Genomic DNA, 20,868 nt, shown 5'->3' with positions numbered 1-20,868 from the left:
GGCGGGGGAACCGCCTAATGTGCCCGGTATGAGCACAGATCAGCAGAACGTCCGCCGGCCTTGGGTGGTCGGGGTGTCCGGAGCGTCCGGGACGCCGTACGCCGCCTCGGTGATCCGGGCGCTGCTGGCGGCGGGGGAGGCCGTGGACCTGGTGGTGAGCCGGGCGGCCCGCCTCACCATCCTGGACGAGACCGGCATCTCCTTCCGGGACGCGCACTGGCGGGACGACCTGGCCGAATGGCTCGGGAGCAAGGACCTCGACGAGGTCCGGTACTGGCCGGCGGGCGACTTCGCGGCCGGCCCGTCCAGCGGCTCGTACCCCGCCAAGGGGATGCTGGTGGTGCCGGCCACCACCGGGGCGGTGGCCGGGATCGCGCTGGGCCTGAGCAAGGACCTGCTCCAGCGGGCCGCCAGCGTCACCCTCAAGGAGCGCCGCCCGCTGGTGGTCTGCCTGCGCGAGACCCCGCTCAGCGGGGTGACGCTCAAGCACCTGGTGGAGCTGGACGCCCAGGGGGCCGTGGTGCTGCCGGCCTCGCCGGGCTTCTACGCCGGCGGTTCGACCGCCCGCGAGCTGGTCGACTTCGTGGCCGGGCGGGTGCTGGACGCGGTCGGTGTGCCGCACACGCTCTACCGGCGTTGGGATGGAGAGTTGGGCGACGGCGGGAAGGTCGGGTGAGCAAGCGCTCGGCGGGAAGGTATGTTCTCTGAGATATCCGGGTCGATCTGCGCATGTCGCCTTTGAATCCGGATAATGATCTGTGGGTCTGGAGAGGTTCGGAAGGACGCGGGCGGATACATGGACACGGTGGACAGACAGCTCATCCAGGCTCTCCGGGAGAACGGCCGGGCCTCCTACGCCGAACTCGGCCGCCTGGTCGGCCTGTCCGGGCCCAGCGTCACGGACCGGATCAACCGGCTGGAGCAGGCCGGGGTGATCACCGGGTACCGGGCCACCGTCAACCCGGCCTCGCTGGGCTTCGGGGTCACCGCGCTGATCGGTCTCCAGCTGACCGACGCGGCCGACCACGAGGACGTGGCGCACCGGCTGAAGGACCTCGGCGAGGTCGAGGACTGCTGGTTCATCGCGGGTGACGACTCGTACATGCTGAAGGTCCGGGTCTCCGACGTGGAGGGCCTGGAGTCGGTGGTCAAGCGGCTCTCCGGCACCAAGGGGGTGGCCCGAACCAGGACCACCGTGGTGCTCTCCACCAAGTGGGAGAACCGGGTGAGCGAACTGCCTTTGGAATCGGGGGAGTAGAGCGATGGCACTGGTCGGCCTGGAGGAGCTGCGCGCCGCGCAGCAGCGCATCGAGGGAGTGGCGGTCCGCACGCCGCTGCTGCCCGCCCCCTGGGCGGAGGACGGTGCCCGGAGGCTCTGGCTCAAGCCCGAGAGCCTCCAGCCGACCGGCGCGTTCAAGCTGCGCGGGGCGTACAACCGCCTCGCCGCGCTGAGCGAGGCGGAGCGGGCCCGCGGGGTGGTCGCCCAGTCCAGCGGCAACCACGCCCAGGCGGTGGCCTACGCCGCCCAGCTGCTCGGCATCAAGGCCGTCATCGTGATGCCGGACGTCTCACCCACCGTCAAGGTCGAGAACACCCGGGCCTTCGGCGCCGAGGTGATCCTGGTCGCTCCGGGCGAGCGGGACACCCTGCCCGCCGAGCTGGCGGAGCGTCACGGGTACGTCTGGGTGCCGCCGTACGACGACCCCTACATCATCGCGGGCCAGGGCACCGTCGGCCTGGAGATCGCCGAGGACGCCCCGGACGAGCTGGACACCGTCCTGGTGCCGGTCAGCGGCGGCGGCCTGATCAGCGGCACCGCGGCCGCGCTCAAGCTGGCCTGCCCGGGCGTCCGGGTGATCGGGGTGGAGCCCGAGCTGGCCGCCGACGCCCAGGCCAGCTTCCGGGCCGGCGAGCGGCTCAGCTGGTCCACCGACCTCACCTACCGGACGATCGCCGACGGGCTGCGCACGCCGAGCGTCGGGGTGCTGCCCTTCGACCACATCCAGGCCTACGTGGACGACATCGTGACCGTCTCCGAGGAGGAGATCCGCTCCACCGTCGCCCTGCTGGCCCGCCGCGGCCGCCTGGTCGCCGAGCCCTCCGGAGCGGTCGCCCCGGCCGCCTACTTCCACCGCGCGGCCGAACTCGACGGCCGGGTCTTCGCCGCCGTGATCAGCGGCGGCAACGTCGACCCGGGGCTGCTGGCCGAGCTGTTGGCGGCATAGGCGTAGGCTCGTTCCGGTCGATAACCGAGGTACTGAGGAGGCGGGGCACCGCATGGACGCAGGGCTCAAGCGCGAGCTGGAGGCGAAGGTCTACGCGGGTGAGCGGCTGACCCGCGAGGACGGGATCGCCCTCTACGAGAGCGACGACCTGGCCTGGCTCGGTGGTCTGGCGCACCACGTGCGGACGGTGAAGAACGGCGACGTCGTCCACTTCAACGTCAACCGCCACCTCAACATGACCAACGTCTGCGCCGCTTCCTGCGCGTACTGCTCGTTCCAGCGCAAGCCGGGCGAGAAGGACGCGTACACCATGCGGATCGAGGAGGCGGTGCGGCTCGCGAAGGCGATGGAGGTCGACTCGCTGACCGAGCTCCACATCGTCAACGGCCTGCACCCGACGCTGCCCTGGCGCTACTACCCGCGCAGCCTGCGGGAGCTCAAGGCCGCGCTGCCGAACGTCTCGCTGAAGGCCTTCACCGCCACCGAGATCCACTGGTTCGAGCGGATCAGCGGCCTGACGGCCAGTGAGATCCTGGACGAGCTGATCGACGCCGGCCTGGAGTCGCTCACCGGCGGCGGCGCGGAGATCTTCGACTGGGAGGTCCGCCAGCACATCGTCGACCACGAGACCCACTGGGAGGACTGGTCGCGGATCCACCGCCTGGCGCACGAGAAGGGTCTCAAGACCCCGAGCACCATGCTCTACGGCCACATCGAGGAGCCCCGGCACCGGGTCGACCACGTGCTGCGGCTGCGTGAGCTCCAGGACGAGACCGGCGGCTTCCAGGTCTTCATCCCGCTGCGCTACCAGCACGACTTCCACGACTCCAAGGACGGCGTGGTCCGCAACAAGCTGATGGCCCGTACGGAGATGGCCACCGGCGCCGAGGCGCTGAAGACCTTCGCGGTCTCCCGGCTGCTCTTCGACAACGTCCCGCACGTCAAGGTCTTCTGGGTGATGCACGGCGTCACCACCGCGCAGCTGGCGCTCAGCCACGGTGCCGACGACATGGACGGCTCGGTGGTCGAGTACAAGATCACCCACGACGCGGACAACTTCGGCACCCCGAACAAGCTGGGCCGCGACGACCTGCTCGACCTGATCCGCGACGCCGGCTTCCGCCCGGTGGAGCGCAACACCCGCTATGAGATCATCCGCGAGTACGAGGGTCCCGACCTGAACCGCCGGGAGACCCCGCAGGCCATGCGCCTCTGACGGATCCGTCACACCGTCCCCCGATCGGAAACCCGAGTCGGGGGACGGTGCGTTTCCGAGCGCGTATGCTCACAGGCTCACCACACGCCAAGGGTTCCGTTCCGGCCCGAGGCTTTGGAAGGATCGCTCCATGTCCGGTTCCCATCGCGCCAAACCTCGAGGCGGGGCAGCAGCGGCCCCCATGACCCTGGAGGAAGGAGCGCGTCCGCGCGGGCACCGGCGCAAGCCCAAGAAGAAGAGCCACGGCGGCAAGGTCGCGTTCGGCTCCACCGCCTTCCTGCTGGCCGCCGTCTCCGGCTGGTTCGCCGTCGGGCCCGGCAACGCCGAGCCGCGGGTGTCCGCCGCCGGGGTGCCGGACCGCCCGCTCCCTGACGGCCCGTCGGGGGTCACCCCGTCCGCCGACCCGGCGCAGGCCAAGGCCGACCAGCGGACCGAGCAGCCCGCCGCGGACCGCTCCGACCGGGGAGACGGCACCTTCGCCGCGATCCCCGGCATCGGCCCGAAGTTCGCCGCCCAGATCCCCGCCGACACCAAGCAGCTGGTGGTCGCCACCGGCCAGGCGGCCGAGGCCTCCGAGACCACCGTGGTGCTCTGGACCAGGACCGCCGACAACCGCTGGAAGCCCGGCGCCACCTGGCAGGGCCACAACGCCTACAAGGGCTGGACCACCGACAAGAAGCAGGGCGACCTGCGCAGCCCGATCGGCGTCTACGCCCTGAGCGACGCCGGCGGCCGCAAGGCCGACCCGGGCTCGAAGCTGCCGTACGACCAGGACAAGGCCTTCGTCATCGGCGGCACCGGCTTCAACGGCGAGCAGCTGTCCGGCTCCTTCGACTACGTGGTGGCGATCAACTACAACCGGGTGCCCGGCACCTCCCCGCTCTCCACCAAGTACCCGATGGGCGTGGCCAAGGGCGGCGGCATCTGGCTGCACGTGGACCACGGCGGCCCGACCCACGGCTGCATCTCGCTGCCCGAGGCGCAGATGGTCGAGCTCATCAAGGCGCTGGACCCGGCCGCCAAGCCGGCCATCGTGATGGGCGACGCCTCCTCGCTGGCCGCCTGACGGAGGCTCTACCGCACGGTAGTTGTCCAGCCCCTACAGCATCTGACCTCGTACGTTGTACCGGTGCGCGACCGGGCGACCCGCCGGTAACGATGTTGAGTGGGTGGTATGACCGCCTCCCGCATCGTGGCGCTCGGCCACTACCAGCCGCCCAAGGTCCTCTCCAACGACGACCTGGCGACGCTGGTCGACACCGACGACGAGTGGATCCGCTCCCGGGTCGGCATCCGCACCCGCCACATCGCGGAGGACGAGACCCTGGTCGACCTCGCCACCGAGGCGGCCCAGAAGGCGCTGGCCAACAGCGGTCTGACGGCCGACCAGATCGACCTGGTGGTGGTGGCCACCTGCACCGCCACCGAGCGCAGCCCGTACACCGCCGCCGCCGTGGCCGCCCGGCTCGGGGTGAAGAGCCCGGCCGCGTACGACATCAACACCGTCTGCTCCGGCTTCTCCTACGCGCTGGCCACCGCCGACCACGCGATCCGGGCCGGCTCCGCCACCCGGGCACTGGTGATCGGCGCCGAGCGGATGTCCGACACCATCGACTGGTCCGACCGCACCACCTGCGTGATCTTCGCGGACGGGGCCGGGGCCGCAGTGCTGGAGGCCGTCCCGGACGAGCGCTCGGGCATCGGCCCGGTGCTCTGGGGATCGGAACCGGACAAGGGCGACGCGGTGGTCATCACCGGCTGGGACCCGACGATCAGTCAGCAGGGCCAGACCGTCTTCCGCTGGGCCACCACCCAGCTCGCCCCGCTGGCCCGGGCGGCCTGCGCCAAGGCCGGCCTGGAGCCCTCCGAGCTGCGCGGCTTCGTGGCGCACCAGGCCAACCTGCGGATCATCGACGCCATCGCGGCCAAGCTCGGCCTGGCCGAGGACGCGGTGGTGGCCCGGGACGTGGTGGAGTCCGGCAACACCTCGGCCGCCTCGATCCCGCTGGCGCTCTCCAAGCTGGTCGAGCGCGGTGAGCTGCGCAGCGGCGACCCGGTGCTGCTGTTCGGCTTCGGCGGCGGGCTGGCCTACGCCGGCCAGGTGGTCCGCTGCCCCTGACGCCCCGTCGGCGCCGCCCCGGCGCCCCGCCGGCGTCGCCACCCAGGACTCCCGGGACGCACCCCCGGGACGGCGAAGGACCCCGGGCCCTCACGGGCCCGGGGTCCTTCGCGTTGGTCGGGCGTGCTGCGCGGTGTGACGGTCGGCCAACCTCCCCCGAGGACACGGCCGGCGTCCGGCACGTCCCGGACAGGAAACCGGGACGGAGCACGCGTGGACGGGGTGGGTTACTTCGGCGGCTTCTTGCCGGTGACGCCCAGGTAGACCTGGAGCGCCAGCGTGGGCTTGAGGTCCTTGGCCTTCACTCCCCAGGAGGTGAAGGCCTTGGCATGCTCGGCCGCCGAGGCGAGCAGCGAGACCAGGGCCCCGGAGAGTCCGGAGGCGTCGACCGACCTGTCGGTCTTCCCCTGGTTCGCCGAAATGGCTTCGGCCAGGGGCCCGGCCACCGAGTTGAGGACCTTCATGCGGATCTTGAAGAACCGCTTGTCCCCTTCGGCCGCACCGAGAGTGACGACTCGGAGAATGGCATCGTTCTTGCGCCAGAAGGCGAGAAAACCTTCCACCAGGTCTTCCGACGTGGTGAGACCGGTCTTTCCCGCCCAGGACTTTCCATCGACGAGCTCCTTGAGCTCGACGCTGTCCTCGGCCATTTCCTCGGCGATTTCGAGGACTGCGCCCTCGACGTCCGGGAAGTACTGGTAGAAGGTCGCGGGGGAGGTGCCTGCCATCCGGGCGACGTCGATGACCTTGACGTCCCGGTACGGAGACGTGCTGAGCATCTCGCGGAGGCAGTCGAGCAGCTTCTGCCGCGTCTCCTGTCCGCGTCGCCCGGCGACGCGACCGTCGACGGTGCGAACTTGTCCTGTCATGCCGTCAGCTTACCGTGGCGAGATCTTGGCGCGATTCGGTGATGCGACTATTAGCCCGCTCGGGTTGATGGATATTCAGCTCCGGAAGCCCTGGGTGTTCCCCCCCGTGATCTGACGGGACCCCAGCGTGACGGGTCGTCGGCTGAGGCTCCGTCGGGTGGCGCAGAGTGACCGTAACGGAACCAAAAGTTCCGCCTCGGCGGCGGTCGAGGGGCGGTCGTCCGTCGGTCCGTCAGTTCCCGTTCGGGAAGGCCGGAACCCGCCCCAGCCGGGGCTGCGGCGGGGGAGATTGGATCAGGCGGGGCGGGCATTGGAGAATCGGGGGCGTCGCGCCCCCGACCGGGTGGCGGCAGGACGGGGAGGTGGCTACGGAGTGGACCAGCTTTCGGCGCACGATCCGAGGCGGATCGGGCCCTTCGAGGTGCTCGGGCGGCTCGGTGCGGGCGGGATGGGACTGGTCTATCTGGCACGCTCGGCCTCCGGCCGCCGGGTGGCGATCAAGACGGTGCGGGCCGAACTGGCCGAGGACGACCTGTTCCGGGTCCGGTTCGCCCGGGAGATCGCGGCGGCCAAGACGGTCGGCGGCTTCTACACCGCCGCCGTGGTGGACGCCGACGCCGACGCCAGGGTGCCCTGGCTGGCCACCGCGTACGTCCCGGCGCCGTCCCTGGAGGACCTGGTCGCCCACTGCGGGCCGCTCCCGGTGGACGCCGTCCGCTGGCTGATCGCGGGCATCGCCGAGGCGCTGCAGTCCATCCACGCGGCCGGGCTGGTCCACCGGGACCTCAAGCCCTCCAACGTGCTGGTGGTCGAGGACGGCCCCCGGGTGATCGACTTCGGCATCGCCGCCGGGGTCTCCAGCTCCCGGCTCACCATGACCAACGTCGCGGTCGGCACCCCCGCCTACATGTCGCCCGAGCAGGCCAAGGACAGCCGCAGCGTGACCGGCGCCAGCGACGTCTACTCGCTCGGGTCGCTGCTGGTCTTCTGCGCCACCGGCCACGCCCCCTACCGGGGCGCCAACCCGGTCGAGACCGTCTTCCAACTGCTGCGCGACCAGGCCGACCTGACCGGCCTTCCGGCCGAGCTGCACGACCTGGTCCGGGCCTGCATGCGGCAGGAGGCAATGGAGCGGCCGACCCCGGCCCAGATCCAGGCCGAGCTGGCCCCGCACCTGTTCTCCCGGGACGACGGGGCCGGGGAGGCGGACGACTGGCTGCCCGTCAGCGCGATCGACCTGATCGAGCAGAAGCGCAACCGCCGGACCGTCGTGCCGCCGCCCGTCCCGCAGCCCCAGCCGCAACCCCAGCCCCATCCGCAGCCCCATCCGCACGGGGGGCCGCCGGCCGGTCACCCCGGGCAGTCCGGCGAGCCGTACGAGCGGGCCACCGAGAAGATCGCCGGGCGCCCGCCGCAGGGCGTCCCCGGCCAGGGCGCCCCGGGTCACGGAGCGCCCGCCCAGGGGGCCGTCCGGCTGGCCGGGGCGGCGGTGCCGATAGGGCCCGGCCCCCGGGCCGAGGCGGCGCCCGGCGGGATGGCCGGGCCCGGCACCGACTGGGTGCGACGCGCGACGCCCGCCGGGGCCGTGCAGCCCGCCGACGCCGAGCCCCCGGCTCCGCGCTGGCGCCCCTGGCGGTTCCGGATGTCCAACGACGTCTGGGGGACCCCGGTGGTCGCCGAGGGCACCCTGTTCGTCTCCAGCTTCGAGGTGCACGCCCTCGACATCGGCTCCGGCCAGCGCCGCTACAAGACCCGGGACGTGGCCTGGGCGCTCGCCGTGGACTCCGGCCGGGTGCACGCCGCCGACGGCCCGCACCTGTACACCGTGGACGTCCGGGACGGCACCGAGCGCTGGCGGAACTCGCTGGACGGCTGGATCTACTCCCTGGACGCCGCCGACGGCGTGCTCTGCTGCGGCGTCAGGGGCGGTGGCGTGCAGCTCCGTTCGGCCGCCAGCGGCGCAGAGCTCTGGCGGGCCGACGACGCCCAGCAGGACTACGAGAACCCGCAGTCCGGCCCGGCCCTGGTGGCCGGCGCGATGTACTACCACGGCGGCGGACGGCTGCGCTGCGTCGACCCGCGCGGCGGCGGCATCCGCTGGGCCATCCCGGTCGGCGAGGGCGTGCCGTCCCGTCCGGTCGAGCACGGCGGCACCCTCTACCTGACTTCCGGCACCCGGGTGTTCGCCCTGGACGCCGCCACCGGCGCCGAGCGCTGGCGGTTCGAGGCGGCCGTGGTGCTCTTCACCCCGCCCGCCGTCGACAACGGCGCGGTCTACGTCGCCGACTACCTCGGCACCGTCTACTCGCTGGACGCCGCCACCGGCCGGGACCGCTGGCGCGGCCGTACCGGCAGCCGCCAGGGCGCCGAACCGGTGGTGGTCGCGGGCGGCACCGTCCTGGTCGGCGCCGGGGACACCCTGCACGCCTTCGACACCGCCTCCGGCCACGAGCGCTGGCGCTACCGCGCCCGGGGCGACCTCGTCGGCACCCCGGCCGTCGCCGACGGCCTGGTCCACCTCGGCAGCCGGGACCACTCCCTGCACACCCTGGACCTGACCACCGGTCAGCTCCGCTGGGAGCTGGGCACCAAGGGCGAGCTCACCGGCTCCCCGGTGGCCGTCGGGGGGAGGGTCTTCGTCGGGTCCAAGGACCGGTGCGTCTACGCTCTGGACGCCTTCTACGGCACGGCCGTGCCGAACTGACGGGTCATGACGGGGGGATGACGGGGGATGGCGGAGATGAAGACGGAGCCGGAGCTCGCGGAGCAGGAGCAGGAGCGGGAGCAGCCTGAGCCCGAGGCGCCCGACGAGCAGGTGGAGCAGGCCGAGCGGGCGGAGCGCGCCGCGCAGGCGAAGCTGGCCAAGGCGGTCGAGCAGGCCGAGCGCCTCCGGCGGCGTCGGCGGCGCCGGAGACGGCACGGGTTGGCACTGGGCTGCGTCGGAGTGGCCCTGCTGCCGGTGCTGGCGGCCGGCGGCGCGGTGGTGGCCTCCGCCGTGCAGGAGCGGAACGCGAAGTCCAGGGCGGCGACGGAGGCGGACCGGGCGGCCGAGGCGTTCGTCGCCTCGGTCTCGGGCCTGGACTACACCCAGGGCGTGCCGAAGGACCGCCTGGAGGCCGCGGCGGCCGCCGGCAAGGTCCGGCTGAGCGAGGTCCGGCCGGGGCCGGGCTGGACGGCCGAGGTGCGGCTGCGGGTGGAGCGGGGCTACACCTCGTCACCCGTGCCGATGCGCTTGACCGCCAAGCGCTGCTACCGCCTGGTGCTGGGCGTCCCGGGCCCGGCCCCGGCCCTCGTCGGGGCGGACTGCTGAGCCTCCGTCAGCCGTCCGCCTGACGTCCGCCGGCTGTCCGTCAGCCGCGGCGCTGCCAGGCCTCCCAGGCCGAGCCGATCATCGACTCCAGGTCGTGGGCGGCCTTCCAGCCCAGCTCACGGTGGATCAGCTCGGCCGAGGCCACCACGCTGGCCGGGTCCCCCGCGCGGCGCGGGGCGATCAGCGGCGGGGTGTCCAGCCCGGTGATCCGGGCGATGGCGGAGATCATCTCCTTGACCGAGACGCCCTCGCCCCGGCCGATGTTGAGGGTCAGCGCGAGCTGCTCCCCGGTGGCCTCCAGCCGCTCGACGGCCGCCACGTGGGCGGAGGCGATGTCCGCGACGTGGATGTAGTCGCGCACGCAGGTGCCGTCGGGCGTCGCGTAGTCGTCGCCGAAGACCAGCGGCGCCTGACCGTCCGTCAGCCGCTGGAGCACCATCGGCACCAGGTTGGAGACCCCGTCGTCGGCCAGCTCGGGGGCGGCGGTGCCGGCCACGTTGAAGTAGCGCAGCGAGACGGTGGACAGACCGTGGGCGCGGCCGACGGCCTTCACCATCCACTCGCCGGCCAGCTTGCTCTCGCCGTACGGGTTCATCGGGTCGCAGGGGGTGGCCTCGGTGACCAGCTCCACGTCCGGCATGCCGTAGACGGCGGCGGAGGAGGAGAACAGCACGTGCCGCAGGCCGCCGTCCACCGCGGCCTCCAGCACGGTCTGAAGGCCCGTGAGGTTCTCCCGGTAGTACCGCAGCGGCTGCTCGACCGACTCGCCGACCGCCTTCTTGGCCGCGATGTGCACCACGCCGGTGACCCCGTGCCCGGCGATCACCGCGTCCAGGGCGGCGCGGTCCAGCGTGGAGCCGACCACCAGCGGCACGCCCTCCGGCAGCCGGGACGCCGATCCGCTGCTCAGGTCGTCCAGCACGACCACCCGCCGCCCGGTCGCGACCAGCTCCCGTACGACATGTCCGCCGATGTAACCGGCTCCGCCGGTGATCAACCAGGTCATGTCCGAGAGCCTATGCCGCCGACCCACCGCTCCGGGAGCGGCGGCTGACAGCGCGTCGGTTCCTGATATCCGGACATAAAGGTGCAATCCTGCCAAAGCTGCCCACGCCTGCCGGCAGCGGCCCGCGCACGGAACCGGAGGAATCCCAGGTGCACCCCAAGAAGGAACCCACCCGCCCGATCCCGGCCGGCCCCCGTCCGACCGGACCACGGCTGTTGCTTCCCGGGGCCGCCCTGCTGGCGGCCGTCGCGCTGGTCAGCGGCTGTACCAGCAGCAGTTCCTCGTCCTCCGCCTCGTCCTCCTCCTCGTCGTCCTCGGCCTCCGCCTCGGCCTCCTCCACCTCGGCGGCGCCCACCGCCTCCAACTCGCTCCAGGACGACTACCAGAAGGTGATCGCCAACGTGCTGCCCACGGTGGTGCAGATCACCACCGGCACCGGGCTCGGCTCCGGCATCGTCTACGACGACAAGGGCCACGTCGTCACCAACGCCCACGTGGTCGGCAGCGCCAAGACCTTCACCGTCACCCTGGCCAACAGCAGCAAGCCGCTCGACGCCACCCTGGTCGCCAGCTACCCCGAGTCCGACCTCGCGGTCATCAAGCTCACCAACCCGCCGAGCGGCCTCAAGCCCGCCACCTTCGGCGACTCCGGCAAGGTCGAGGTCGGCCAGATCACCCTCGCCATGGGCAGCCCGCTCGGCCTCTCCTCCTCTGTGACCCAGGGCATCGTCTCGGCCACCGGCCGGACCGTCTCCGAACCCAAGGGCGGCGACTCCCCGGGCGCCACCATCGGCAACATGGTGCAGACCTCCGCCGCCATCAACCCCGGCAACAGCGGCGGCGCCCTGGTCAACCTCGCCAGCCAGGTGATCGGCATCAACACCCTCGCCGCCACCGACCCCGACATGAACGGCGGTGCCGCCCCCGGCATCGGCTTCGCCATCCCGGCCGCGACCATCACCAGCATCGCCGACCAGCTCATCAAGGACGGCAAGGTCACCAACTCCGGCCGCGCCGCCCTCGGCATCACCGCCCGCACCTACTTCGACGCCGACTTCCGCCCCGCCGGCGTCGTCATCGCCTCCGTCACCTCCGGCGGCCCCGCCGCCAACGCCGGACTCCAGGCCGGCGACGTCATCACCAAGCTCGGCGACACCCCCATCACCACCATGAACACCCTCACCACCGCCCTGGCCTCCCTCCAGCCCGGCGCCCAGGTCCCCGTCACCTACCAACGCGACGGCAAGACCTCCACCGCCACCGTCACCCTCGGCACCCTCCCGACGACCTGACACCCCCTCGACCCCGGGCCCGGCAGGCCCCCCGAACCGCGCAAGGGAACGGGACCCCACCCTGCCGGGCCCGGTCATGCCGGGAGATGGCCCGCATATACAGATTTCCATATACTGAGTGCTGTGGCCGACCTCTGGCGGATCGAGATCGAACCGGAAAGGCGGAAAGCGCGGCGGACATGCTCGCGGCACGGCCGACCACGTTGGGCGAGCCCTACTCGCGGCATCTCGGTGGCAAGCTGAGAGAGCTGCGCTTCGCCATGGACGGCAACGCCGTGCGGATCACGTACTGGCTGACGTCGGATCAGCGGATCGTCCTGCTCACGGTCTTCCGCAAGACCCGCCAGCGCGAGACCGACTCTGCGAGGCGGAGCACGGCGCAGCCGAGCACAGCTACGACCGGGCCAAGGAGGAGAGAGCATGAGCCACGCGGAGTGGAAGACCCGTCGGACCAGGAAGCTTCTCGGCGAGCCGGTTGAGGAGTCCCAGGCGTACGTGGAGGCGGGCTACGCCTTCGCCCTCGGGCAGGCCGTGTACGACCGCCGGACCGAGTTGGGGCTGTCGCAGGCGGAGGTGGCGCGGCGGGCCGGAATGACCCAGCCGCAGATCTCCAATGTCGAGGGTGGGGACTCGGTGCCCACGCTGCCGCTGCTCACACGGCTCGCGAAGGCACTGGAGGCCTCGCTGACGATCGCCCTGGACGGTGACTCCTCGGCCTTCGTGTTCAGGGCGCACGACACCCGGGGGCCCGATGAGGCGCCTCCGGGTGGGCACACCGCTGCGACCTGACCGGAGGTCAGCTTCGCTGGGTGCGGGTGTGCCAGGGGAGTTCGACGGTGATGGTGGTGGGGCCGCCTGCCGGGCTGTCGATGAGGAGGAGGCCGTCGACGGCGGTGATGCGGTCGGTGAGGCCGGCCAGCCCGGAGTTGGGGTGGGGGGTGGCGCCGCCCTGGCCGTCGTCCTTGACCTGGAGGATGAGGCGGTCGGCGGAGCGCCAGGCCTCGACGCTGGCGGTGGTGGCGCGGGCGTGCTTGGAGATGTTGGTGAGCAGCTCGCTGACGGTGAAGTAGGCGATGCCCTCGACGGCGGAGGCCGGGCGGTCGGGGAGGTCGACGTGGACGGTGACGCCGCCGGGGACGGTGCAGCGGGCGGCGACGGCGGAGAGGGCGGCGTCCAGGCCGCGGTCGGTGAGGACGGCGGGGTGGATGCCGCGGGCCAGGTCGCGGAGCTCCTGGAGGGCGAGCTTCACCTCGCCGTGGGCGGCGCCGACCATCTGAGCGGCGGACGCCAGGCTCTGGGGGTCGGAGGTCTCGGTGAGCTTCTCCTTGGCGAGGCCCAGGTCCATGGCGAGGGCGACCAGGCGGGCCTGGGCGCCGTCGTGGAGGTCGCGTTCGATCCGGCGGAGGTCGGCGGCGGCGGTGTCCACCACCACACCCCGGTCGTCCTCCAGCTCGCGGACCCGCTCGGAGAGGGCACTGGGCATCAGCAGACTGTCCGTCAGCACCCGGTCGGTGGCGAACAGGAAGCGCATCGCCCAGGGGAGGACCGGCCACCCGACGATGAGCATCACCAGCGTGAGGACGAAGGAGAGGATGCCCCAGGGCACCATCACCAGGCAGTAGAGCGCCGAGCGCCAGGAGAGCGAGTCGGTGATCTGGGCGGTCACCCGGCCGGCCAGGCCGGGGCGGGTGAGCTGGGCGGGCGGCGCGAGGACGGGGGGCTCGCCGGTGACCAGGGCGGAGCGTCGGCGGCCGAGCGCGCCGAGGCGGCGGCAGGTGCCGAGGCCGAAGGCGAGCAGCGGCAGCCCGATCACGGTGACGGAGAGCCCGAGCCCGGCCACCAGCAGGACCGAGGTGACGGCGAACCCCACGACCCCCACCGGCAGGTTGAGCAGCAGGTGCTGGACCTGCCGCCACATCAGCTTGCCGTACAGCGGGGGGCGGAGGTTCTGGTTCTCCTTCATCACGTGCCAAGCCTCTCAGTAGATCTTCCGCGCCCAGCATGGCGGGGCGGGACCGGAGGAGGCCATGAGGGCTGTGGGTGTCCACAGGGTGGGGATATCCCCACCCCCTCCCGTCCACGGACCGTCTTGCTGGTCGGGCAGGGTGAGGCGGGAGGGGGCGGTGCACATAGACTCACGCTCTGACATCGCTGGGACAGCGTGAGTAGTAGGAGAAGGGCGGACGCATGGAGGGGCAGTTGGCCGCTGCCGACCCTGCTGCGGGAGCCGGCTATTTCGACGCCTACGCGGCCGTGGGGCTGCTCGCCGTGGTCGGCGTGCTGTTCGTCGCGGTCTCGTTCACCGTGAACCGCCTGCTCCGGCCGGTGGTGCACTCACCGGAGAAGCTGCTCGCGTACGAGTGCGGCGTCGACCCGGTGGGCGAGGGCTGGGCGCACACCCAGGTCCGGTACTACGTCTACGCGTTCCTCTACGTCATCTTCGCGGTGGACGCGATCTACCTGTTCCCGTGGGCGACGGTCTTCGCCGACCCGGGCTACGGCGCGGCCACCCTGATCGAGATGTTCGTCTTCATCGGCTTCCTGGCGGTCGGTCTGCTGTACGCCTGGAAGAAGGGCGTTCTGGAATGGACCTGAGCCACGACCACGGCGGTCCGGTGCCCCTGGGCATCCCGGACCCGGCCAACCCCGGCGCGGTGGAGGTCCGCAGGGTCGGCCCGCTGGCCCGGCTGGCGCCCGACCCGGTCAAGGTGGTGCTCAACTGGGGCCGCCGGTACAGCCTCTGGTGCTTCAACTTCGGACTGGCCTGCTGCGCGATCGAGTTCATCGCCGCGTCGATGGCCAAGCACGACTTCATCCGGATGGGTGTGATCCCGTTCGCCCCCGGCCCGCGTCAGGCCGACCTGATGATCGTCTCCGGCACCGTCACCGACAAGATGGCCCCGGCCGTCAAGCGGCTGTACGAGCAGATGCCCGAGCCGAAGTACGTGATCTCCTTCGGCGCCTGCGCCAACTCCGGCGGCCCGTACTGGGATTCGTACTCCGTCACCAAGGGCGTGGACCAGATCATCCCGGTCGACGTCTACGTGCCCGGCTGCCCGCCGCGGCCCGAGGCGCTGCTCCAGGGCATCCTCAAGCTCCAGGAGAAGATCGCGGCCGAGTCGCTGCCGCAGCGGTACGCGGCGCCGGATGCCGCCCTGCGCCGCCCGCTGGTGGCCGGCCCGGAGGCGGAGCAGAAGTGACGCACCCCCAGATCACCGCCGAGAGCGCGTCCGAGGTCTTCGGCGAGTGGGCCACCGCCGCCGAGGCGTACCAGCTGCTGACGGTGGACGTGCCCGCCGAACGCTGGATCGAGGCGCTCACCGCCGCCCGGGACACCCTCGGCCTGGCCTTCTTCGACTGGCTCAGCGCGGTGGACGAACTGGCCGACGGCTTCTCCGTCGCCGCCCACCTGGCCGACGCGGGCTCCGGCCCGGTCCGCCACCTGCTGCTCCGCACCCGGGTGCCGCGCGCCGCCGCCGCGCTGCCCACCGCCATCGGCGTGTACGCCGGGGCGGGGTGGCACGAGCGGGAGACGGCCGAGATGTTCGGCATCGACTTCACCGGCCACCCGCACCTGATCACCCTGCTGCTGCCGGACGGCTTCGAGGGCCACCCGCTGCGCAAGGAGTTCGTGCTCGCGGCCCGGGTCGCCAAGGCCTGGCCCGGCGCGAAGGAGCCGGGAGAGAGCGAGGGCGACGGCCCGGCCCGGCGGAAGATGCAGCCGGCCGGTGTGCCGGACCCGAACGAGTGGGGCCCGCTCAAGGGCACCCTCCCGCCGGTCGCCGAACGCCCCGCCCGGGCCGCCCGTACGCCCCGCGCGGCGGCGGCCGCCGCCGGAGCGGAAGGCGCGGAGGCGCGTCCGCGCCGTACCCGCTCCATCGACGACGGTTCGGTCAGCCAGGCCGCCGAGGGTGCTGCGGTGCCCGAAGCCGCCCCGCGCCAGCGCCGTACCCGGTCGATCAGCGACGGCTCCGTCAGCCAGGCCGAGGCCACCCCGCCGGCTGACACCCCGTCACGCCCGGCCCCCCGCTCCTCCGACGCCCCGTGGCACAACCCGGCCCCGTCGACCGACCAGCCGGCCCCCGCCCCGACCCGCCCCGCACCCCCGGCCCCGCCGGTCAGCGGCGGCCCTGGCGCCCCGGCGGTCCCGCCGACGCCTGCGGCTGCACCGGCGCCGGAGGCGGAGCCCGCCCCCACGCCGGAGGCGAACCCCACGCCGGAGGCGGACCCCACGCCGGAGGCGGACCCCACGCCGGAGGCGAAGCCCGCTGCCGGGTCCGAGCCGCAGGAAGGAGAGGGCGCGTGAGCCTCCTCGAAACGCTGCTGCGCTGCGTCGCCGTGCTGGTGGTCTTCCTGGTCGCCCCGCTGCTGATCGGCCAGACCGAGCACAAGGTGATGGCGCACATGCAGGGCCGCCTCGGCCCGATGTACGCGGGCGGGTTCCACGGCTGGGCCCAGCTGGTGGCCGACGGCGTGAAGTTCGTGCAGAAGGAGGACGTGGTCCCGGCCGAGGCCGACCGCCGCGTGTTCCAGCTCGCGCCCGCCGTCGCCCTCCTCCCGTACCTGATCGTGCTGCTGGCGATCCCGGTCGGCCCGGACGGCTTCGTCGGCCAGAGCATCGACGCGGGCATCTTCTTCGTGCTCGCAGTGATGGGCATCGGCGTGCTCGGCTCCCTGATGGCGGGCTGGGCCTCGGCCAACAAGTTCTCCCTCCTCGGAGGGCTCCGCACCGCCGCCCAGCTGATGGCGTACGAGCTCCCGATGCTGCTGGCCGCCGCCTCCGTGGCGATGGCGGCCGGCACCCTCTCCCTGCCCGGGATCGTGGAGAGCTTCCAGTGGTGGTGGGTGCCGTGGCAGCTCACCGGCGCCTTCGTGTTCTTCGTCGCGGGCCTGGCAGAGCTCCAGCGGCCGCCGTTCGACATGCCGGTGGCCGACTCCGAGATCATCTTCGGCGCCTACACCGAGTACACCGGCATCCGCTTCGCGTTCTTCCTGCTCTCCGAGTACGCGGGCATCCTGGTCGTCTCCGCGCTCACCTCCGTCCTCTTCCTGGGCGGCTGGCACGGTCCGTTCGAGGACCAGCTCGGCTGGCTCTGGACGATCGTGAAGACCTTCGCGCTCGCCCTGGTGGTGATCTGGCTGCGCGTCACCTGGCCCCGCCTGCGCGAGGACCAGCTGATGAAGTTCGCCTGGACCAGGCTGATCCCGCTGGCCCTGGCGCAGCTCGCGCTGACCGGCATCGTGAAGGTGGCGATCCAGTAAATGAAGCTTCCCGGCTCCGGCCTGGCCAAGGGCCTCGCCGTCACGCTCCGCACGATGACGAAGAAGACCGTCACCGCGCAGTACCCGGACGTCCAGCCCGAGCTCGCTCCCCGCACCCGCGGCGTGATCGCGCTGCTGGAGGAGAACTGCACGGTCTGCATGCTCTGCGCCCGCGAGTGCCCGGACTGGTGCATCTACATCGACTCCCACAAGGAGACGCTGCCCGCCGCCGACCCGAACGCCCGAGCCCGCACCCGCAACGTGCTGGACCGCTTCGCGATCGACTTCTCGCTCTGCATGTACTGCGGGATCTGCATCGAGGTCTGCCCCTTCGACGCGCTGTTCTGGTCCCCGGAGTTCGAGTACGCGGAGACCGACATCCTGGAGCTCACCCACGAGAAGGAGCGGCTGCGCGACTGGATGTGGACGGTGCCCGCACCGCCCGCGCTGGACCCGGCGGCCGAGGAGCCCAAGGAGATCGCGATGGCCCGCAAGGCCGCCGAGAAGGCGGCGGCAGCGCTCGCCAAGGAGGCTGACGACCAGTGAGCCTGCTCTCGACCGCGGCCGGTTCGCTGGAGCCGGCCACCCGTTCCTTCCTCTCGCCGACCGGGGCGGAGATCGTCTTCCTGCTGGTCGGCGTCGCCGTGCTGGGCGCGGCCGTGCTCACCGTGACCACCCGTCAGCTGGTGCACGCCGCGCTCTGGCTGGTGGTCGCGCTCGGTGGCCTGGCCGTGGAGTTCCTGCTCCTCACTGCCGAGTTCATCGCCTGGGTGCAGGTGCTGATCTACCTGGGCTCGGTGGTGGTCCTGGTGCTCTTCGGGCTGATGCTGACCAGGGCCCCGATCGGCCGCTCCCCGGACGCCGACTCGGGCAACCGCTGGGCCGCCCTCGCGGTCGGCCTGGGCAGCGCCGCCGTGCTGGTGACCCTGGTGGTGGACGCGTTCCGCACCAGCTGGATCGACCTCGGTGCGGGCGGCGGCAGCGCGAAGGCCACCGGCCAGTACCTGTTCCGGCACTGGGTGCTGCCCTTCGAGGCGCTCTCGGTGCTGCTGCTGGCCGCGCTGGTCGGCGCCATCGTGCTCTCCCGCAGCAAGGACGCCGGCAAGCCGAAGCCCCGCGCCGGCAAGCTACGGGCCGGCAAGGCCACCAGTCAGAAGGAGCGCTGAGCGCGATGCACCTCGCCTACCCCGTCGTGCTTGCCGCGCTGCTGTTCGGTGTCGGCGTCTACGGCGTGCTCGCCCGGCGCAACACCGTCCTGGTCCTGATGTCCGTCGAGCTGATGCTCAACGCCGTCAACCTCAACCTGGTCGCCTTCGACGTCTGGCTGCGGGACACCCTGCACGCCGGTCAGGCGCTCACCCTGTTCACGATCACGCTGGCCGCCGCCGAGATCGGTCTCGGCCTGGCCATCGTGCTGCTGGTCTTCCGCACCCGCGGCACCGCCGACGTCGACCGGGTCAACGGCCTGGGTGACGACACGTCAGCCGATGAAGCAGAGCCGGCGGAGGCCGCCGCATGAACCTCGCCCTCCCGATCCTGGTCCCGGTGCTCCCCGCGCTGGGCGCCGCCGCCACCCTGGCGACCGGCCGCCGCGCCCCCGGCCTGGCCCGGCCGCTGGCCGTGCTGCCGGTGCTCGCCTCGGCGGTGCTGGCCCTGGTGGTCGCGCTCCAGCTCGGCACCGACGGCACCCTGGACGCCGCCACCCGGCTGGCCCCGACCGGCGGCCCGGACCTCTCGCTCGCCCTCCACCTGGACGGCTACAGCTCACTGATCTCGGTGCTGGTCGGCCTGGTCGCGACCTGCGTGCAGGTGTACTCGACCGCCTACCTCAAGGACGACCCGCGCTACCCCTCGTACGCGGCGCTGGTCTCGCTCTTCACCGCCGCGATGTTCCTGGTCGTCTACTCCGGGGACCTCGTCGTCCTGCTGGTCGGCTGGGAGGTGATGGGCATCTGCTCGTACTTCCTGATCGGCCATCACTGGGAGACCGCCGACGCCCGCTCCGCCAGCCTCAAGGCCTTCCTGGTCACCAAGCTCGGCGACGTGCCGTTCCTGATCGGCATCTTCCTGCTCGGCGCCGACGCGGGCACCTTCCGGATCGAGGGCGTGCTCAAGGCCGCCACCGAGGGCCAGCTCTCGCACCCGACCCTCACCGCGCTGCTGCTGCTCGGCGGCGTGGCGGGCAAGAGCGCGCAGTTCCCGCTGCACACCTGGCTCCCGGACGCGATGGCCGGCCCGACGCCGGTCTCCGCGCTGATCCACGCGGCCACCATGGTCGCGGCCGGCATCTACCTGGTGGCCCGGCTGCTGCCGGTCTTCCTGGCCTCCACCGCCGCGCTGGTGGTGCTGGCCGTGATGGCCGCCGTCACCATGGTCGGGTCCGCGCTCTGCGCCCTCGCGCAGGACGACCTCAAGCGGGTCCTCGCCTACTCGACGGTCGGTCAGCTCGGCTACATGGCGGGCGCGCTGGCCGCCGGTGACCGGCAGGCCGCCGTCTTCCACCTGGTCGGCCACGGCGCCTTCAAGGCCCTGCTCTTCCTGGCGGCCGGTGTGGTCATCCACGCCGCGCACACCAACTCGCTCTCGGCCATGGCCCGGATCCCCGACCTGCGCAAGAAGGTCCCGGACGCCTACTGGACACTGGGCATCGCGCTGGTCGCCCTGGTCGGCCTGCCGCCGTTCACCGGGTTCTTCACCAAGGAGTCGGTGCTCACCGCCGCCGAGCACGCCGCCACCGGCGAGGCGCTGACCAACGGCCTCGGCCCGGCGTCCGCCGTCCCGGCCGCCGCCGGCTGGATCGTGCTGGTCTCCGCCGGGCTCACCGCGCTGCTCACCGCCGCGTACGCGGCCCGGCTCTGGCTGCTTGCCTTCCACAGCTCGGACGTTCCGCTCGGCCGCCCAGCCCACGCCCCGTACTCCCCGGAGGTCGACGAGGCCGACCCGCAGCACGCCGAGCCCGCCGCGATGCGCTGGCCGCTCTGGGTGCTGGCGCTGCCGGCCATGGCCTTCGGCATCGCGGGCCTGCGCGCCGACTGGCTGCCCGCGCTGCTGGACGGCGGCGAGCTCCGCCCGTCCACCGCGACGGCCGTGATCGGCACCGGCCTGGCCGTGGCCGGTCTGCTGATCGGCTGGGCCGCCTGGCGGACCGTCACCTCCCGCGCCGTCGACGCCGCCGCCCGGGTGCCCGAGCAGCCGGGGGCCCCGGCCGCCGAGTCGCTGACGCCCGCCGCCCCCCAGCCCGCTCCGGCCACCGACCCGGGGCGCCTGCTGCTCGGCCCGCTGTACGGGCCCGCGCTGCACGGCTTCCACGTGGACGCGCTCTACTCGGCGCTCTTCGTCCGGCCGACCGTCGCGGCCGCCCGGCTGGTGCGCTTCCTGGACCGCGAGGTCGTCGAGACCTACGTCCAGGGCAGCGGCCAGGGCGCCAAGCTGCTCGGCTGGGCCGTCCGCCGCACCCAGACCGGCAACGTCCAGACCTACCTGAGCGCGCTGCTGGCCGCCGTGGTGGTGCTCACCGTCCTGGTGGCGGTGGGCTCGTGACCCTCTCTCACCACTTCGTCGGAGGCCGT

General features: G+C 72.4%; 22 protein-coding genes. 19 read left to right on the top strand and 3 right to left on the bottom strand.

Annotation, left to right across the window (positions count from 1 at the left end):
- Positions 1-28 precede the first annotated feature (28 nt).
- The 6 genes from ACZ6ZR_RS15145 (at position 29) to ACZ6ZR_RS15120 (ending at position 5,560) form a co-directional block, all read left to right on the top strand.
- The gene (locus tag ACZ6ZR_RS15145) at positions 29-676 is read left to right on the top strand and encodes a UbiX family flavin prenyltransferase (RefSeq protein WP_465642552.1); all 648 of its coding nucleotides are present in this window, start codon (positions 29-31) and stop codon (positions 674-676) included.
- 120 nt (positions 677-796) lie between these two features.
- The gene (locus ACZ6ZR_RS15140; RefSeq protein ID WP_110672680.1) at positions 797-1,258 is read left to right on the top strand and encodes an Lrp/AsnC family transcriptional regulator; all 462 of its coding nucleotides are present in this window, start codon (positions 797-799) and stop codon (positions 1,256-1,258) included.
- Positions 1,259-1,262: 4 nt separating this feature from the next.
- Positions 1,263-2,225, top strand: coding sequence for a threonine ammonia-lyase (locus ACZ6ZR_RS15135; protein ID WP_465642551.1), 963 nt, complete (start codon positions 1,263-1,265; stop codon positions 2,223-2,225).
- Between the two features lie 52 nt (positions 2,226-2,277).
- Positions 2,278-3,441, top strand: coding sequence for an aminofutalosine synthase MqnE (gene mqnE, locus ACZ6ZR_RS15130; protein WP_465642550.1), 1,164 nt, complete (start codon positions 2,278-2,280; stop codon positions 3,439-3,441).
- Between the two features lie 181 nt (positions 3,442-3,622).
- Complete coding sequence (locus ACZ6ZR_RS15125; RefSeq protein ID WP_465642549.1) at positions 3,623-4,507, top strand: L,D-transpeptidase family protein; 885 nt, start codon at positions 3,623-3,625, stop codon at positions 4,505-4,507.
- Between the two features lie 108 nt (positions 4,508-4,615).
- Entirely contained in the window at positions 4,616-5,560 is a 945-nt protein-coding gene (locus tag ACZ6ZR_RS15120) for a beta-ketoacyl-ACP synthase III (RefSeq protein ID WP_465642548.1), read from the top strand.
- Between the two features lie 227 nt (positions 5,561-5,787).
- On the opposite strand, the gene ACZ6ZR_RS15115 is transcribed toward ACZ6ZR_RS15120, so the two are convergent.
- Positions 5,788-6,429, bottom strand: a complete 642-nt coding sequence (locus ACZ6ZR_RS15115) for a TetR family transcriptional regulator (protein WP_465642547.1) — start codon at positions 6,427-6,429, stop codon at positions 5,788-5,790.
- A gap of 373 nt (positions 6,430-6,802) precedes the next feature.
- Between ACZ6ZR_RS15115 and ACZ6ZR_RS15110 the strand changes: the two genes are divergently transcribed.
- The gene (locus ACZ6ZR_RS15110; RefSeq protein WP_465642546.1) at positions 6,803-9,133 is read left to right on the top strand and encodes an outer membrane protein assembly factor BamB family protein; all 2,331 of its coding nucleotides are present in this window, start codon (positions 6,803-6,805) and stop codon (positions 9,131-9,133) included.
- Positions 9,134-9,169: 36 nt separating this feature from the next.
- Positions 9,170-9,739: a hypothetical protein gene (locus ACZ6ZR_RS15105; RefSeq protein WP_465642545.1), complete on the top strand. Its 570-nt coding sequence runs from the start codon at positions 9,170-9,172 to the stop codon at positions 9,737-9,739.
- Positions 9,740-9,779: 40 nt separating this feature from the next.
- On the opposite strand, the gene galE is transcribed toward ACZ6ZR_RS15105, so the two are convergent.
- Complete coding sequence (galE, locus tag ACZ6ZR_RS15100; protein ID WP_465642544.1) at positions 9,780-10,745, bottom strand: UDP-glucose 4-epimerase GalE; 966 nt, start codon at positions 10,743-10,745, stop codon at positions 9,780-9,782.
- Positions 10,746-10,894: 149 nt separating this feature from the next.
- Between galE and ACZ6ZR_RS15095 the strand changes: the two genes are divergently transcribed.
- The 3 genes from ACZ6ZR_RS15095 to ACZ6ZR_RS15085 all read left to right on the top strand — a co-directional run bounded on the left by ACZ6ZR_RS15095 (position 10,895) and on the right by ACZ6ZR_RS15085 (position 12,826).
- On the top strand, positions 10,895-12,037 hold the full coding sequence (locus ACZ6ZR_RS15095; RefSeq protein WP_465642543.1) for a S1C family serine protease: 1,143 nt from the start codon (positions 10,895-10,897) through the stop codon (positions 12,035-12,037).
- 86 nt (positions 12,038-12,123) lie between these two features.
- Complete coding sequence (locus ACZ6ZR_RS15090; protein ID WP_465642542.1) at positions 12,124-12,516, top strand: type II toxin-antitoxin system RelE/ParE family toxin; 393 nt, start codon at positions 12,124-12,126, stop codon at positions 12,514-12,516.
- A complete protein-coding gene (locus ACZ6ZR_RS15085; protein WP_465642541.1) occupies positions 12,458-12,826 on the top strand; it encodes a helix-turn-helix domain-containing protein in 369 nt (122 codons plus the stop codon). The genes ACZ6ZR_RS15090 and ACZ6ZR_RS15085 overlap by 59 nt, the downstream gene beginning before the upstream one ends.
- Before the next feature lie 7 nt (positions 12,827-12,833).
- On the opposite strand, the gene ACZ6ZR_RS15080 is transcribed toward ACZ6ZR_RS15085, so the two are convergent.
- Positions 12,834-14,000: a sensor histidine kinase gene (locus tag ACZ6ZR_RS15080; RefSeq protein WP_465642640.1), complete on the bottom strand. Its 1,167-nt coding sequence runs from the start codon at positions 13,998-14,000 to the stop codon at positions 12,834-12,836.
- Positions 14,001-14,224: 224 nt separating this feature from the next.
- Here ACZ6ZR_RS15080 and ACZ6ZR_RS15075 point away from each other — a divergent pair, with 224 nt between their 5' ends.
- The 8 genes from ACZ6ZR_RS15075 to ACZ6ZR_RS15040 are packed head-to-tail and all read left to right on the top strand — an operon-like array spanning position 14,225 to position 20,839.
- The gene (locus ACZ6ZR_RS15075) at positions 14,225-14,632 is read left to right on the top strand and encodes an NADH-quinone oxidoreductase subunit A (protein ID WP_465642540.1); all 408 of its coding nucleotides are present in this window, start codon (positions 14,225-14,227) and stop codon (positions 14,630-14,632) included.
- Positions 14,623-15,237 carry an NADH-quinone oxidoreductase subunit B gene (locus ACZ6ZR_RS15070; RefSeq protein ID WP_465642539.1) on the top strand — a complete coding sequence of 205 codons (615 nt, stop codon included), beginning with the start codon at positions 14,623-14,625 and terminating at the stop codon, positions 15,235-15,237. The genes ACZ6ZR_RS15075 and ACZ6ZR_RS15070 overlap by 10 nt, the downstream gene beginning before the upstream one ends.
- Positions 15,234-16,343: an NADH-quinone oxidoreductase subunit C gene (locus ACZ6ZR_RS15065; protein ID WP_465642538.1), complete on the top strand. Its 1,110-nt coding sequence runs from the start codon at positions 15,234-15,236 to the stop codon at positions 16,341-16,343. The genes ACZ6ZR_RS15070 and ACZ6ZR_RS15065 overlap by 4 nt, the downstream gene beginning before the upstream one ends.
- Complete coding sequence (gene nuoH / locus ACZ6ZR_RS15060) at positions 16,340-17,299, top strand: NADH-quinone oxidoreductase subunit NuoH (protein WP_465642537.1); 960 nt, start codon at positions 16,340-16,342, stop codon at positions 17,297-17,299. Before ACZ6ZR_RS15065 ends, nuoH begins: the two co-directional genes overlap by 4 nt.
- On the top strand, positions 17,300-17,845 hold the full coding sequence (locus tag ACZ6ZR_RS15055; protein WP_465642536.1) for a NuoI/complex I 23 kDa subunit family protein: 546 nt from the start codon (positions 17,300-17,302) through the stop codon (positions 17,843-17,845).
- A complete protein-coding gene (locus ACZ6ZR_RS15050) occupies positions 17,842-18,465 on the top strand; it encodes an NADH-quinone oxidoreductase subunit J family protein (protein ID WP_465642535.1) in 624 nt (207 codons plus the stop codon). Before ACZ6ZR_RS15055 ends, ACZ6ZR_RS15050 begins: the two co-directional genes overlap by 4 nt.
- A gap of 5 nt (positions 18,466-18,470) precedes the next feature.
- Positions 18,471-18,818, top strand: a complete 348-nt coding sequence (gene nuoK / locus ACZ6ZR_RS15045) for an NADH-quinone oxidoreductase subunit NuoK (RefSeq protein ID WP_465642534.1) — start codon at positions 18,471-18,473, stop codon at positions 18,816-18,818.
- Positions 18,815-20,839 carry an NADH-quinone oxidoreductase subunit 5 family protein gene (locus tag ACZ6ZR_RS15040; protein WP_465642533.1) on the top strand — a complete coding sequence of 675 codons (2,025 nt, stop codon included), beginning with the start codon at positions 18,815-18,817 and terminating at the stop codon, positions 20,837-20,839. Before nuoK ends, ACZ6ZR_RS15040 begins: the two co-directional genes overlap by 4 nt.
- Positions 20,840-20,868 lie beyond the last annotated feature (29 nt).

The sequence above is a fragment of the Kitasatospora sp. NPDC088742 genome, from assembly GCF_055584905.1.
Note: the sequence above shows the minus strand (reverse complement) of the source record. Positions and strands in the feature narration are given on the sequence as shown.